The organism is Streptomyces bathyalis (assembly GCF_015910445.1).
Lineage (GTDB): Bacteria > Actinomycetota > Actinomycetes > Streptomycetales > Streptomycetaceae > Streptomyces > Streptomyces bathyalis.
The window spans coordinates 2,622,597-2,636,494 of the sequence record NZ_CP048882.1 but is presented as its reverse complement, the minus strand read 5'-3'; the positions used below and the strand labels follow the sequence as shown (position 1 = coordinate 2,636,494).

Genomic DNA, 13,898 nt, shown 5'->3' with positions numbered 1-13,898 from the left:
TCCCTTTGTGTGAAGGAGACTTCCCCTCAATGTCCATGGACGTCATCTCCGTCATCCGTAAGAAGCGCGACCGGGGCAGGCTCACCCCCGAGCAGATCGACTGGGTGATCGACGCCTACACGCGCGGCGAGGTCGCCGACGAGCAGATGGCGGCGCTGGCGATGGCGATCCTGCTCAACGGCATGTCGCGCCCTGAGATCGCGCGCTGGACCGGGGCGATGATCGAGTCCGGCGAGCGGATGGACTTCTCCGGCCTGCGGCGGCCCACCGCCGACAAGCACTCCACGGGCGGCGTCGGCGACAAGATCACGCTGCCGCTGGCCCCCCTGGTCGCGGCCTGCGGTGCGGCGGTGCCGCAGCTTTCGGGCCGCGGACTCGGCCACTCCGGGGGCACCCTCGACAAGCTGGAGTCGATCCCCGGCTGGCGGGCCTCGCTGAGCAACGAGGAGATGCTCCGCGTCCTGGAAGATGCCGGGGCGGTCGTCTGCGCGGCCGGCGCGGGCCTGGCCCCCGCGGACAGGAAGCTGTACTCGCTGCGCGACGTCACCGGCACCGTGGAGTCGATCCCGCTGATCGCCAGCTCCATCATGAGCAAGAAGATCGCCGAGGGCACCGGTTCGCTGGTGCTCGATGTGAAGACCGGCTCCGGCGCCTTCATGAAGACGCTGGACGACGCGCGTGAACTGGCATCCACCATGGTCGAGTTGGGGAACGACCACGGCCTGCGGACCCGGGCGCTGATCACCGACATGGACACCCCGCTGGGCGCCACCGTCGGCAACGCCCTCGAAGTGCGCGAATCCGTGGAGGTGCTGGCGGGCGGCGGCCCCGCCGACGTGGTCGAACTCACCCTCGCCCTGGCCCGCGAGATGCTCGCAGCCGCCGGTCTGCCCGACGCGGACCCGGCGAAGGCGCTCGCCGACGGCAGCGCCATGGACCACTGGCGCCGCATGATCTCCGCGCAGGGCGGCGACCCGGACGCGACCCTCCCCTCGGCACGCGAGAAGCAGCCCGTCATGGTGCCGTCGTCCGGGATCCTCACGCGGCTCGACGCCTACGCCGTGGGCCTCGCCGCCTGGCGTCTGGGCGCCGGCCGCGCCCGCAAGGAGGACCCCGTGCAGGCGGGCGCGGGCATCGAGCTCCACGCCAAGCCGGGCGACCCGGTCACGGCCGGCCGGCCGCTGATGACCCTGCACTCGGACACCCCGGAGAAGTTCCAGTACGCGCTGGAGGCCCTGGCGGGTTCGTACGACATCGCCCCGGAGGGCACCGAGTTCGCGGTCACGCCGATCGTGCTGGAGCGCGTGGGGGAGTGACTCCGGGGCGGTGCGCGGTGCCTCGGCGAGGCGCGGACGGCCTGTGACGTTCCCTTTCGGGTGATGGCGATCAGTAGCGCCGTGCTCGTCCCTTTCGGCATGCTGGAGTCGGTGACGTACCGAGAAGGAGACCGCCATGAGCGCACTCACCCTCGACCACGGTCCGGCCGGAGGCCAGGAGTGGGACGACCTGGTCCGGATGTGGGAGCAGACGGACGGGCCCGAGGGCACCAAGGTGGAGATCATCGAGGGGATCGTCACCGTGTCGCCGCCGCCCGCCAACAGCCACAACAGCATTGCCTGGAAGATCCAGCGCCGCCTCACAGCCGTCATCCCGGAAGACTGGGGCATCTACCAGACCCTGGGCGTCGCCGTTCCCTCCCGGAGCGGCCTCTACATCCCGGACCTGGTCGTAGCCCCCGAAGCCGTGCTGCACGAACCCGGCAACTACATCCCCGCCGCCGCGGCCGAGCTGATCGTCGAGATCACCTCGCCCTCCAACGTCGGTCACGACCGCATCGTCAAACCCGCCGGATACGCGCAGGCGGGCGTCCCGCTGTACCTGCTCGTGGACGCCCACGCCCCCGGCGGTCCGACCGTGACCCTCTACGGAGAACCCGTCGGCGACGTCTACCGCGTGCACACAGCGGTCAAGACCGGCGAGGACATCCACCTGCCCGCACCCTTCGAACTCACCCTGGACACGGCGGACTTCCCGGAGGCGTGAGTGGGGCGAGGTGCCCCCGTCAGGACCGCGCTTCGATGAGGCGGCGACGGCGGACGGCGGCGGCGCTGCGCGTGCCGTAGTACGTGACGCCTGCCGCGAGGGCCATCGCGCCGAGCGTGAGCGCGACCGTCGCACCCCAGCCGCCCCCGGCGAACGCAGCGGCACCGAGCGCGCCGCCGAGCGAACTGCCGGTGTAGTAGGCCATCTGGTAGAGCGCCGAGGCCTGCGCGCGCCCCTCCGTCGCCGTGTGGCTGACGGAGCCGGAGGCCACCGCGTGCCCGGCGAAGAAGCCCGCCGTGATCAGGACCAGCCCGGCTGCGACCGCGACGAGGTTGTCCAGGAGGCTCAGCAGCAGCCCGGACGACGCCGTGACGATGCCCGCGTAGATCATGCCGCGCCGCCCCAGCCGGGCGTTGAGCTTGCCCGCCGTGGCGGAGGTCGCCGTACCCACCAGGTAGATGGCGAAGACGGAACCAATCAGCCCCTGCGAGAGCCCGAAGGGCTCGGCCACCAGCCGGTAGCCGATCACCGTGTAGACGCCGCCGAAGACGACCATGAACAGCAGGCCGATCGCGTACAGCCGCACCAGCAGCGGATTGCTCAGATGGGCCGAGACGGTACGGGTCAGGGCGCGCGCGTTCAGCGGGCTCGGGCGGAAGTGTCGGGCACGCGGCGCCAGCAGCCGGAAGGCCGCCACGCACAGCAGCGAGGCGACGGCCACCGACGCGAGCCCGATGCGCCACCCCCAGGCTTCGGTGACCCATCCGCTGAGGATGCGGCCGCTCATGCCTCCGACGCTGTTCCCGGCGACGAACAGCCCCGTCGCGCCCACCAGATACTTGCCGCGTACCTCGTCGGCGAGATAGGCCATGGCCGAGGCCGGTACGCCCGCGATCGCTGCTCCCTGCAGGGTGCGCAGCGCGATCAGCGTCCCCAGATCGGGTGCGAGCGGCACCGCGAGAGCCAGCGCGACGGCCACCGACATCGACACGGTCAGCATGCGGCGCCGCCCGAATCGTTCCGAGAGGGCGGCCAGTGGCAGCACCGCCAGCGCGAGGCCGATCGTCGCGCCCGAGACCGTCCAGCTCGCCGAGCCGGGGTCGGCGTGGAGATCGCGCGAGATCTCCGGGAGCAGCGCCTGCGTTGAGTACAGCAGGGCGAACGTCGCGAGGCCCGCGGCGAACAGCGCGAGGCGCATCCTGCCGTGGCCCGGGTCGCCCGGGCTCAGCTTGGTGGCGTCGTCGTCGCGGGACACGGAGGTGGTGGTGGACTCGGGAGGACTGGCGTCGGCGGCGCCCGCGGTGGCGGACGCCTCGGTATCGGCGGAGGGCATGCTTCGACGCTACGATTCACTCATTGATGCGTCCAATGCACAGAACTTCCATGACCGTTCCTCTCACGCATCAGTACAGCTGAGGAAGGTATGTCACCGGCACGCAACGAAAAAGACATCCCTGTCACATCCGACTGGGGTGCGTCGCTCACCCCGCGCCTCGCGCAGTTCGCGGCCGTGGCACGCCACGAGCACGTCACGCGCGCCGCGAATGAACTCGGCGTTCCCCAGTCCACGCTGAGCCGTGCCATCACCCGCCTCGAGGACGACCTCGGCGTGGCCCTCTTCGCCCGGCGTGGCCGCACCGTCTCCCTCACCCCCGCCGGCCGCACCTTCCTCGCCTCCGCCGAGCGGGCCCTTACCGCCGTCGAGCAGGCAGCCGAGTCCGTACGCGCCGACGCCGACCCCGGAAAGGGCAAGGTCGCCTTCGGGTTCCTGCACACGCTCGGCTGGGAGACCGTCCCGGTCCTGATCCGGGCATTCCGCGCCGACCATCCACGCGTCCGCTTCGCCCTCGTGCAGAACTACGGCGAGGCCATGCTGGAGCGGCTGCGGGCCGGGGACCTCGACCTGTGCCTCACCTCTCCCGTGCCCGACGCCCCCGACCTGGTCGCCCGGCGCCTCGCCGAACAGCGGCTGCGGCTCGTCGTACCCGACGACCACCGGCTCGCCTCCCGTCGCCGCGTCCGTCTCGCAGAGGCGTCCGACGAGCCCTTCGTGACGCTGGAGCGCGGGTACGGGATGCGCCGCATCCTCGAATCCCTCTGCGCGGAGGCCGGGTTCACGCCGCGGATCGCGTTCGAGGGCGAGGAGCCGGAGACGATCCGCGGGCTCGTCGCGGCCGGACTCGGCGTCGCCCTGCTGCCCCCGCCGCCCGTGCCGCGCCCCGGCGTCCGCGAACTGGCCGTCACCGCGCCGCGCGCGGTACGCGAGATCGGCGTCGCCTGGCTCGCGGGGCGGCCCGACACGCCGCCTGTCGCCGCGTTCAAGAGCTTTCTGCTCAGCCGACGCGACAGGCTGCTCGCGGGGTGAGGATCCCGTACGGACGAGGAGGACCACGTGCACACACATGCCGGTCACGAGCACGACGACATCGACTGGGACGCCATGGCCGACGAGCTCGAAAGAGAAGCCGAACTGCGTATCCCCTTCGTCGAGGAGGCTCTCGCGTGGCTGCGCGGCCTGCTCCTCGAGGGCGGCTGCGGGCCCGACACGGCCGACCGCCTGCTGGACGTCGGCTGCGGGCCCGGGGTCTTCACGGCGCTGCTGGCACGGACGTTTCCGCAGGCCGAAGTCGTCGCCGTCGACGGCGAACCGGGCCTGCTGGAGCGTGCCCGTGACCGCGCGGCACGGGAGGACGTCGCCGGGAACGTGACCACGCAGGAGGCCCAGCTCCCCGACGAATTCGGGGCTCTGGGCGACGCGGACCTCATCTGGACGAGCAACGTCATCCACCACATCGGCGACCAGCAGGCGGCGCTGGACGCGCTGGCCGGATCGGTGCGTCCCGGGGGTCTGCTCGTCGTCGTCGAACGCGGCCTCTCGCCCCGTTTCCTGCCGCGCGACATCGGCATGGGCCGGCCCGGCCTTCTGGCCCGCCTTGAGGCGGCGAACGAGGAGCGCTACACCGCCATGCGGGAGGCCCTGCCGGGCCACACCCCCTGCGTCGAGGACTGGCCCGCGATGCTCGCCCGCGCGGGCCTGGTCCCCGCCGGCACCCGCACCTTCCTCACCGACCTCCCCGCACCACTGGAGGCCGGGGCCCGCGGCCACCTGTACGACAGGCTGCAGCGCTCCCGCGACACCTTGGGGGAGTGGCTCACGCCCGACGACACGAGCGTCCTGAACGCGCTCCTCGACGACGAGGCGCCCACGGGCATCCTGCACCGCTCGGACGCCTTCTATCTGACGGCCACCACGGTCCACGCGGGGCGCCGCTGAGGCGGTGGCCCGGCGGATACGGCCGGGCTGCCGGCGGTCCCGACTGCACCGTCGTCAGGGCCGGTTGGGGCTCGGGCGGGCACGACGGGGCGTCCGCCCAGCGACAAACAAAAGGGCAAGGAGAGCGCCTCTCCCTGCCTCTCTCAACGTATAGCGCGTGGGGGGCCTTGCCGCAAGGCCGGGGTCGTGCCGCAGAATGTCCCGGCCGGCGCCGGAACCAGCGGAAATCAGAGATTCACGCAATACGTGGGTGTTTGTCGTCGGGGGACCCGGCCCGGGTTCGAGCTTGTTGAATGGGGGATTCGATGATCGATGTGATCGTGGTCGGCGGCGGACCGACCGGCATGATGCTGGCCTGTGAGTTGAGGCTGCACGGCGTGCAGGTGCTCGTGCTGGAGAAGGAGGCCGAGCCGGTGAAGTACGTCCGCTCGCTCGGCCTGCACGTGCGCAGCATCGAGGTGATGGACCAGCGCGGTCTGCTGGAGCGGTTCCTCGCGGAGGGCAAGAAGCATCCGGTCGGCGGCTTCTTCGCCGCCATCGGCAAGCCCTCGCCCGAGGGGCTGGACACCGCGCACGGGTATGTCCTCGGCGTCCCGCAGCCCGTCACCGAACGCCTGCTGACCGAGCGGGCTGTCGAGCTCGGCGCGGAGATCCGGCGCGGCTGCGAAGTGATCGGGCTGAGCCAGGACGAGGACGGGGTGACCGCGGAGCTGGCGTCCCCCGGCACCGGGGACATCGCCGACGGGGGAGGGCATGCGGCCGCCGATGGCGGGGCAGGCGCGCGGCTGCGCTGCCGGTACCTCGTCGGCTGCGACGGCGGCCGCAGCACGGTGCGCAAGCTGCTCGGTGTCGGCTTCCCCGGCGAGCCCAGCAAGGCCGAGACGCTGCTGGGCGAGATGGAGGTCACCGAGGATCCGGAGAGGGTGGCCGCCGTGGTGACCGAGATCCGCAGGACCCAACTGCGGTTCGGCGTCGGGCCTTCCGGCAACGACGGGACGTACCGCGTCGTCGTGCCCGCCGCGGGGATCGCCGAGGACCGCTCGGTACCTCGCCCACCGGCTACGCCCTCATCGGCGGGGGTGCCCCCGGTGACTCTCGAGGAGATCAAGAAGCAGCTGCGGGCGGTTGCCGGCACCGACTTCGGCGTCCACTCCCCGCGCTGGCTGTCCCGGTTCGGCGACGCCACGCGGCTCGCGGAGCGATACCGCGTCGGCCGGGTCCTGCTGGCCGGGGACGCCGCGCACGTCCACCCGCCGGTCGGCGGGCAGGGCCTCAACCTCGGCATCCAGGACGCGTTCAATCTCGGCTGGAAGCTGGCCGCCGAGGTGCGCGGCCGGGCACCGGAGGGGCTGCTCGACAGCTACCACGCCGAACGGCACCCCGTGGCCGCCGACGTGCTGGACAACACCCGTGCGCAGACCGTGCTGATGACCCCCGAGCCGGGTCCCTGGGCCGTGCGCAAGCTGGTGTCGGAGCTGATGGACTTCGAGGAAGTGAACCGGTACCTGATCGAGAAGATCACCGCGATCGGGGTCCGCTACGACTTCGGTGAGGGGCACGAACTGCTCGGCAGCCGGATGCGGGACGTGAAGCTGAAGGGGGGCCGCCTCTACGAGTTGCTGCACGGTGGCCGCGGACTCCTGCTCGACCGGACCGGTGCACTTTCGGTGGCCGGCTGGGACGACCGGATCGACCACGTCGTCGACGGCAGCGAGGAACTGGACGTGCCCGCCGTCCTGTTGCGCCCGGACGGTCATGTGGCCTGGGCCGGTGAGGACCAGGCGGATCTGCTCGGAACGCTGCCGAGGTGGTTCGGCGCGCCCGTCGGCTGAACGCGGGGTCGCGACACTGAAGGGTGATCGTGACGGGGGAGGCCGGACGACGGCCCACTGGCGCAGGGGCGCACGGTGGGCAGGCCGAGTGACGACCGTCCGGGCACCGCGCTGGGGATACACCTAGCGGCGCAGGCTCTGCCCGAAACCCGTCGCCAGCGGCATCCGCAGGCCCAGCGGCGGCGGCGCCGCCATGGCGTCGACGACGGGGCGCGCGAAGTCCCGCCCGCACACCGTGCCGAGGACGAAGTTCTCCGCCAGCGCGACGACCTCCGCGTTGTGCTGGTGGAGCCGGTGTCCGTCCGTGTGCACCTCGAACCGGCACACCTCGGCGTTCGCCTTCTTCGCGCGCTCCGCCAGCCGGTAGGAGAGTTCCGGGTCGGTGTGCTCGTCGTCGGTGCCGTGCACGAACAGCACCTGGCGCCCGATGAGTTGCCTCACGGGCTCCTGCTGCTCCGGAGCGCCCGCGCCCTCGGTCGAGGGTTCCGGGAGCCATGTCGAGAGCGCCAGTACGGACGTGACCATGGGATGCCCTGCCGCGCGCAGCGCTGCGCGTGCGCCGACATCGATGCCGACCAGGCACACCGGCACGTCGCCGTAGCGCCGGACCACCTCGGCGACCGCCCACTCCGCGTCGCCGGCTGGGTGCGCCGCGTTCCCGTTCCAGCCGCGGTAGCGGTAGTGGACGACATGAGCCACCAGCGACGTCTCCGGCTCGCCGTGCTGCGCCCCGCGCACCAGCCGCCGCGCGAGCGGCCGTACCGCTGCCGCCGCGACGGCCGAGCGCCGCCGCGCGCTGTGCTCCATGCCCCCGCCCGGCAGCAGCAGGACCACCGCGTGCGGTGCCGCCCCGGACGCGTCCGCGCCCATCGCCCGCCCCAGTCGGGCCTCCCGCTCGGGCAAAGCTTGCTGAGCCATGAGGAAGACGATGGCAGAAGCGGGGGTGCACGTCGGGTGTCCGGGGATCACCATTGCGTATCGAAGCGGGCGGCTCCGTCCAACTACCGGCGGCGAAACGGAAGTTGTGGTGCAGATGCCATCTACGCGCGTAGGAGCTAGAGTACATGGATGACGAGCCAGACCCTCAACACCATTCCCAACCCCCAGCAGATCCGCCGTGCTCCGAAGGCACTGCTGCACGACCACCTCGACGGTGGCCTGCGGCCCGCGACCATCGTCGAGCTGGCCGCCGAGGCGGGGTACGACGCACTCCCCGAGACCGATGCCGACCGGCTGGAGAGCTGGTTCCGCGCATCCGCCGACTCCGGTTCCCTGGAGCGCTATCTGGAGACGTTCTCCCACACCGTGGGTGTCATGCAGACCCGGGAGGCGCTGACCCGGGTCGCCGCCGAGTGCGCGGAGGATCTCGCCGCCGACGGCGTGGTCTACGCGGAGATCCGCTTCGCGCCGGAGCAGCACCTGGAGAAGGGCCTCACGCTCGAACAGGTCGTGGAGGCGGTCAACGAGGGCTTCCGCGAGGGTGAGCAGCGGGCGCGGGCCGACGGCAACCGCATCCGGGTCGGCGCCCTGCTCACGGCGATGCGGCACGCGGCGCGTGCCCTGGAGATCGCCGAACTCGCCAACCGGTACCGCGAGTTGGGCGTCGTCGGCTTCGACATCGCCGGTGCCGAGGCGGGCCACCCGCCCACGCGGCACCTGGACGCCTTCGAGTACCTGAAGCGTGAGAACAACCACTTCACGATCCACGCCGGTGAGGCCTTCGGGCTGCCCTCCATCTGGCAGGCACTGCAGTGGTGCGGCGCCGACCGGCTGGGCCACGGTGTGCGCATCATCGACGACATCCAGGAGGACGGCGGCGGTTCGGTGAAGCTGGGCCGTCTCGCCTCGTACGTACGGGACAAGCGCATCCCGCTCGAGCTGTGCCCCACTTCCAACCTCCAGACGGGGGCGGCGCCTTCGTACGAGGAGCACCCCATCGGGCTGCTGCGGCGGCTGCACTTCCGCGCCACGGTGAACACGGACAACAGGCTCATGAGCGGCACGAGCATGAGCCAGGAGTTCGAGCACCTGGTGAGGACGTTCCACTACACGCTCGACGACATGCAGTGGTTCACGGTCAATGCGATGAAGTCGTCGTTCATTCCTTTCGACGAACGTCTCGCGATGATCAACGAGGTGATCAAGCCCGGCTACGCCGAGCTGAAGTCGGAGTGGCTCTTCCGCGACTGAGCCACGGCAAGGCTGTGACCTGCACTCGCGTCGCCGCGGCGATGGCGGCCCGGTGGCGCGGGCGGGCCGGTCACGCGCCTGCCGGGGGCATCCGCGGACGTTCCGGCATGTTTGCCGCGCCGATACCCGCATCGCTACGTTTCGCCGGACTGCCCCACACACGACGGGACGTAGCACGATGCATCAGGTAGCCAGGAAGATCCTCGGAGTCGCCGTGCTCGGCGCCGCCTTCGCCTCGGCCGGCACGGGGGTCGCCTCCGCCGACACCCTCGGTTCCGTGACGAAGAACCCCGCAGCCAAGGCGGTGGACGGGGACGACACCGCGGCGTCGGTCAAGGGCGCCGTGAACCGTGCGGGGCAGAACGTGCTGCAGAAGAACGGCAGGACGATCGGCGTCAACGGCCCGGTCAGCGAGTCGCTGGGCGGCGCCCCGCGTATCTGAGGGTCTCCGCAACGGCGGAACACGCAGCGGGCCGCACATCGCTCGATGTGCGGCCCGTCCTCGTATCCGGCCCTCGGGGAGCCCGCCGGCTCACCAGGCCGTGCGCTCCTCCTCGTTGGGCAGCAGGATCCACAGCGCCAGGTAGATCAGGAACTGCGGTCCCGGCAGGATGCAGGAGACCACGAATATCAGGCGCATGGTGTTGGGCTTCATCCCGAAGCGGCGGGCCAGTCCGGCACACACACCGCCGATCATCCGGCCTTCGCGCGGGCGGGTAAGTGCTGGCATGACGCGACTCCTTCACTCCGTCTGGTTGCTCGGTATCCGCGGTTTCCACGTTAGGGAGCGTCCACACTTGTGACGTCGGTCTACGGAGCGATCCCGACCCTGGCCGCTCTCGGGGGCGCACTCCCGCCGGCCTCGTCCCGCAGGGGGAGCGCGTCGGATGCGCCCGTACCGTGGACGGAGCCACCCCATGGGGCCATGTCATCGGATCTGCGCCGCAGCCATGCCCGTACCAGCGGGAAGACCAGCAGGCAGGCGAGGGCCACTCCCGCGGTGTTCAGCAGCACCGAGTCGACGTCGACGGAGTGCCCGGGAACACCGGACTGCAACAGCAGTATCGCCGAGGAGATGAGCGCCCCCGCGGAGACCGTACGGGCGCAGGTCACGGCCAGCGGACGCTCCGCTCGCCCCGACGCGAGCGGCAGGAGCACGCCCAGCGGAGCCAGCAGCGCCAGATCCCGTGCAAGGCCGCGCAGCGCTTCGAGCGAACCCTCGGCGAGGTCCGAGCGGATCGTGGCGAGGGGCTGGAGATTCGCGGGCGCGACCCACGGCACGGGGAGCGGACGCAGCGCCAGCCATCCGACGACGATCAGATACGCGATCAGCAGGACGAGTCCTGCGACGCGGATTCGGGAAACGGGAGCGGCGGTACCTCCGCCACGGCCATGACGCTGCACACCACCAAGGACGCCGCGGTCCTGCGGCTGGTTCCGGGACGTGGTCACAGTGGTGTACCGGCCGTCGCGGCGGCTTCCGGGTGCGTGCGCAGCGCGGTGTCGCACGCGAAGCTGCGCACCGGCTCCTCCGCGCCGCCGTCCGTGGCACGGCCGCCGAGTATCACGGAACGGTCCGTGCCTGCGGCGGCCGTGTCCGCGTACGTGCAGACGATCTGCGCGAGCGCGAACGACGGCAGGTCCTTCAGCGGCCTGCTCAGCCGCAAGGTCGCGGGCGGATCGCCCTCGCGCGGCCCGGAGACCTTCAGGTCGCCCGGCACTGCCGTCTTGAAGCCGGCGGCCTCCTCCTCGGAGTCCGGCTGCGCCCGCAGGGCGTCCAGCAGCCCGCGGGCGACGGGCAGCCGCTCCGAGTCGTCGCCGTCCGGCAGGGCCACACGCCGTTCGACGGGTGAGACCCGTGAGCCGCACGCGAGATATACGCGCACCGGCAGATTCCCGCCGTCGTCCTCGTCGGCCGTCTCCCGGGAGCCGGGCAGCACACAGCCCACACGGGAGGGCGCGGCGCCGGCGTCGACGGGCACGGACGTGGAGCGGATGCCGCAGCCGGAGGCGAGCGCGCCGAGCAGTGCCAGGCCCGTGATCCCGGCCCGCAGCCGGCGCCGGGCCGTGCCGGGGTGCCGTGGCGTACTCCTCAACGGTCTCCCCCCTTCCCGCTGTCCTGCCCGTCGTCCCCTCCGCGGTCCGGGCCGCGCCGACCGCAGTCAGGCCGGCGCTCCACGCCATCGCCCCCGTCCTGGCCCGGTTCGTCCTCGTACGACTCGCGGGGCAGGCGGAGGGTGAAGACGGCGCCGCCGTGCTCCGTGTCGTTGCGGACGGAGATGGAGCCGCCGTGGATGTGTGCGTTCTCCTGCGCGATCGACAGCCCGAGACCGCTGCCCTCGGAGCGTGGACGGGACGCGCTGGCCTTGAAGAAGCGGTCGAAGACGTGCGGCAGCATCTCCTCCGGGATGCCCGGCCCGCGGTCCGCCACCTCGATCAGCAGCTCACCCGCGCCGCCCGCGGCCGTCTCCTCGGTCCGCACCGAGACGCGCACGGGGGAGCCGCCGTGCTTGAGCGCGTTGCCGATCAGATTCGCCAGGATGACGTCGAGCCGGCGGGGGTCGAGCCGTGCCATCAGGCCCCGGTCGGCGTCGAGTTCGACGGCGTCCAACCATGCGCGGGCGTCTATGCAGGCGGTCACCTGGTCGGCCACGTCCACGTCGTCGAGGACCAGCTTCGCCGTGCCGGCGTCGAAGCGTGTCACCTCCATCAGGTTCTCCACCAGGTCGTTCAGGCGGCGGGTCTCGCTGACCACCAGCTGCACCGCGGGCGCGATCATCGGATCGAGGTTGTCCTGCTCCTCCTCCAGGACCTCGGTGACCGCTGAGATCGCCGTCATGGGCGTGCGCAGCTCGTGCGACATGTCCGCGACGAAGCGCCGCGAGGACTCCTCCCGCGCGCTCAGGTCGGCGACCCGGTGCTCCAGAGACTCCGCGGTCTGGTTGAACGTCCGCGACAGCTCGGCCAGTTCGTCCGTGCCGGAGACCTTCAGCCGGGTGTTGAGCTTTCCCTCGCCCAGGCGCCGCGCGGCGTCTCCGAGCCGCCGTACGGGACGCAGCACGGTCGTCGCCGCGGCCTGCGCGATGAGCATCGCGCCCACCAGCGCCAGCCCGGTGGCGATGCCCAACGACCAGGCCAGTGAGTTGAGATCGTCCCGTTCCGGGGCCAGCGACTTGCGCATGTAGCCGGACGGCGTCGGCCCTTCGCCGATCATCTTGGCGCCGCCGACGAGGAAGGGCTCGTTGCCGCCTTCCTCGGAGGTCCGCTGCCAGTACAGGTGGTACGGGTAGGAGTTGCCGCTGTCGACGGGGCGGCGCTTGGCGACGGCCGCGCGCAGCCGGGGCGGTACGTCCCCCATGGTGAAGGCCCCGGGGTCCGAGGCGACGGCGCAGCGGGAGCCGTCGGCGACCTCACCGGTGAGCAGCACCTCGTAGTTCTGCGTCGTACCGCTCATCTTCTCGGCGGCGTCGCGCAGTTGGCGGCAGTCGTAGCGACGCGGCAGGCTTCCGGCGTTGTCCTCCATGGACTTGCGGAAGTCGTTGAGGGCGGCGTTCTGGGTGCGGGTGAGGACGGCGTCCCTGTTGAGCCAGTACGCGATCCCCGAAGCGGAGACCGCGGCGGTCAGTGCCACCAGGGCGAAGACGACGACGAGCCTGAGCCGCAGGGTCGGCAGCACCCCGGCGAACCAGCCGCGCACCCGGTCATCGGGCTGGGGGTCCCCTTGCGTCCGGTCCTGCTGTGTCCTGTCCTCCTGCCCCCGGTTCCCGGGGTCTCTGCCCCGCTCCGGCGTCGGCTGCGCCGGGGCGGTCACTGCGGGGCGTCCAGCCTGTATCCGACGCCGCGGACGGTACGGATCAGCGTCGGCGACGACGGCACGTCCTCGACCTTGGCGCGAAGCCGCTGCACGCACGCGTCGACGAGGCGCGAGTCGCCGAGGTAGTCGTGCTCCCAGACCAGCCGCAGCAGTTGCTGCCGGGACAGGGCCTGACCCGGCCGCCTGCTCAGCTCCAGCAGCAACCTCAGCTCCGTGGGCGTCAGTTGGAGGTCCTCGCCGCTCTTCGTCACGGTCATCGCGGAGCGGTCGATGACCAGACTGCCGAACGTCGCCGCGTCGTTGGACTCGCGCTCGCCGCGCCTCATCACGGCCCGGATACGCGCGTCGAGCACCCTGCCCTGCACCGGCTTGACCACATAGTCGTCGGCTCCGGACTCCAGACCCACGACCACATCGATGTCGTCGCTCCTGGCCGTCAGCAGGATGATGGGCAACTGGTCGGTGCGCCGGATGCGACGGCACACCTCGAATCCGTCGATCCCCGGCAGCATCACGTCCAGCACGATCAGGTCCGGCCGCTGCTCACGCAGCAGTTTGAGGCCGTCCTCACCGGACGCGGCGGTCACCACTCGGTGACCCTGCCGGGTCAGGCCCATCTCAAGGGCCGTACGGACAGCGTCGTCGTCCTCGATCAGCAACAGGAAAGGCACGCCGGCCATTCTGTCCCATGCCCCCCTTTCACTTCGACACTACGGTCCTGCTCCCTGCCCGCCACGGCACACCG

14 protein-coding genes are annotated in these 13,898 nt (G+C 71.4%); 7 read left to right on the top strand and 7 right to left on the bottom strand.

All coding sequences use genetic code 11. The annotated features are described in order from the left end of the window. Positions 1-35 precede the first annotated feature (35 nt). Entirely contained in the window at positions 36-1,316 is a 1,281-nt protein-coding gene (locus G4Z16_RS11320) for a thymidine phosphorylase (protein ID WP_197354372.1), read from the top strand. 136 nt (positions 1,317-1,452) lie between these two features. Then, positions 1,453-2,043: a Uma2 family endonuclease gene (locus tag G4Z16_RS11315; protein ID WP_197350696.1), complete on the top strand. Its 591-nt coding sequence runs from the start codon at positions 1,453-1,455 to the stop codon at positions 2,041-2,043. Between the two features lie 19 nt (positions 2,044-2,062). Here G4Z16_RS11315 and G4Z16_RS11310 read toward each other — a convergent pair whose 3' ends face one another. Beyond that, a complete protein-coding gene (locus G4Z16_RS11310) occupies positions 2,063-3,376 on the bottom strand; it encodes an MFS transporter (RefSeq protein WP_197350695.1) in 1,314 nt (437 codons plus the stop codon). Between the two features lie 90 nt (positions 3,377-3,466). On the opposite strand from G4Z16_RS11310, the gene G4Z16_RS11305 reads away from it, so the two are divergent. The 3 genes from G4Z16_RS11305 to rox all read left to right on the top strand — a co-directional run bounded on the left by G4Z16_RS11305 (position 3,467) and on the right by rox (position 7,149). Next, a complete protein-coding gene (locus tag G4Z16_RS11305; protein WP_197350694.1) occupies positions 3,467-4,408 on the top strand; it encodes a LysR family transcriptional regulator in 942 nt (313 codons plus the stop codon). 27 nt (positions 4,409-4,435) lie between these two features. Beyond that, positions 4,436-5,317 carry a class I SAM-dependent methyltransferase gene (locus G4Z16_RS11300; protein WP_246530795.1) on the top strand — a complete coding sequence of 294 codons (882 nt, stop codon included), beginning with the start codon at positions 4,436-4,438 and terminating at the stop codon, positions 5,315-5,317. Positions 5,318-5,622: 305 nt separating this feature from the next. After that, positions 5,623-7,149: a rifampin monooxygenase gene (gene rox / locus G4Z16_RS11295; protein WP_197350693.1), complete on the top strand. Its 1,527-nt coding sequence runs from the start codon at positions 5,623-5,625 to the stop codon at positions 7,147-7,149. 123 nt (positions 7,150-7,272) lie between these two features. On the opposite strand, the gene G4Z16_RS11290 is transcribed toward rox, so the two are convergent. Then, positions 7,273-8,067 (bottom strand): alpha/beta hydrolase, encoded by a 795-nt coding sequence (locus G4Z16_RS11290; protein WP_197350692.1) that lies wholly within the window; start codon positions 8,065-8,067, stop codon positions 7,273-7,275. Positions 8,068-8,217: 150 nt separating this feature from the next. Between G4Z16_RS11290 and G4Z16_RS11285 the strand changes: the two genes are divergently transcribed. Together G4Z16_RS11285 and G4Z16_RS11280 are read left to right on the top strand one after the other, a co-directional pair. Further along, a complete protein-coding gene (locus G4Z16_RS11285; RefSeq protein WP_197350691.1) occupies positions 8,218-9,339 on the top strand; it encodes an adenosine deaminase in 1,122 nt (373 codons plus the stop codon). Between the two features lie 178 nt (positions 9,340-9,517). Then, positions 9,518-9,781 carry an ATP-binding protein gene (locus tag G4Z16_RS11280; RefSeq protein ID WP_197350690.1) on the top strand — a complete coding sequence of 88 codons (264 nt, stop codon included), beginning with the start codon at positions 9,518-9,520 and terminating at the stop codon, positions 9,779-9,781. Between the two features lie 90 nt (positions 9,782-9,871). Here G4Z16_RS11280 and G4Z16_RS11275 read toward each other — a convergent pair whose 3' ends face one another. The 5 genes from G4Z16_RS11275 to afsQ1 form a co-directional block, all read right to left on the bottom strand. Continuing rightward, a complete protein-coding gene (locus G4Z16_RS11275) occupies positions 9,872-10,069 on the bottom strand; it encodes a PspC domain-containing protein (RefSeq protein ID WP_197350689.1) in 198 nt (65 codons plus the stop codon). A gap of 80 nt (positions 10,070-10,149) precedes the next feature. Continuing rightward, positions 10,150-10,743 (bottom strand): VanZ family protein, encoded by a 594-nt coding sequence (locus G4Z16_RS11270; protein WP_197354368.1) that lies wholly within the window; start codon positions 10,741-10,743, stop codon positions 10,150-10,152. A 44-nt stretch (positions 10,744-10,787) separates the two neighbouring features. Further along, positions 10,788-11,435: a hypothetical protein gene (locus G4Z16_RS11265; protein WP_246530794.1), complete on the bottom strand. Its 648-nt coding sequence runs from the start codon at positions 11,433-11,435 to the stop codon at positions 10,788-10,790. Then, a complete protein-coding gene (locus G4Z16_RS11260) occupies positions 11,432-13,150 on the bottom strand; it encodes an ATP-binding protein (protein WP_425508069.1) in 1,719 nt (572 codons plus the stop codon). The genes G4Z16_RS11265 and G4Z16_RS11260 overlap by 4 nt, the downstream gene beginning before the upstream one ends. Beyond that, entirely contained in the window at positions 13,147-13,824 is a 678-nt protein-coding gene (afsQ1, locus tag G4Z16_RS11255; protein WP_078505381.1) for a two-component system response regulator AfsQ1, read from the bottom strand. Before afsQ1 ends, G4Z16_RS11260 begins: the two co-directional genes overlap by 4 nt. Between the last annotated feature and the right edge of the window lie 74 nt (positions 13,825-13,898).

Coding starts and splice junctions, on each gene's coding strand:
- G4Z16_RS11320 (WP_197354372.1), top strand. CDS start 36: ATGGACGTCATCTCCGTCATCCGTAAGAAGCGCGACCGGGGCAGGCTC.
- G4Z16_RS11310 (WP_197350695.1), bottom strand. CDS start 3,376: ATGCCCTCCGCCGATACCGAGGCGTCCGCCACCGCGGGCGCCGCCGAC.
- G4Z16_RS11285 (WP_197350691.1), top strand. CDS start 8,218: ATGACGAGCCAGACCCTCAACACCATTCCCAACCCCCAGCAGATCCGC.
- rox (WP_197350693.1), top strand. CDS start 5,623: ATGATCGATGTGATCGTGGTCGGCGGCGGACCGACCGGCATGATGCTG.
- G4Z16_RS11290 (WP_197350692.1), bottom strand. CDS start 8,067: ATGGCTCAGCAAGCTTTGCCCGAGCGGGAGGCCCGACTGGGGCGGGCG.
- G4Z16_RS11275 (WP_197350689.1), bottom strand. CDS start 10,069: ATGCCAGCACTTACCCGCCCGCGCGAAGGCCGGATGATCGGCGGTGTG.
- G4Z16_RS11280 (WP_197350690.1), top strand. CDS start 9,518: ATGCATCAGGTAGCCAGGAAGATCCTCGGAGTCGCCGTGCTCGGCGCC.
- G4Z16_RS11305 (WP_197350694.1), top strand. CDS start 3,467: ATGTCACCGGCACGCAACGAAAAAGACATCCCTGTCACATCCGACTGG.
- G4Z16_RS11315 (WP_197350696.1), top strand. CDS start 1,453: ATGAGCGCACTCACCCTCGACCACGGTCCGGCCGGAGGCCAGGAGTGG.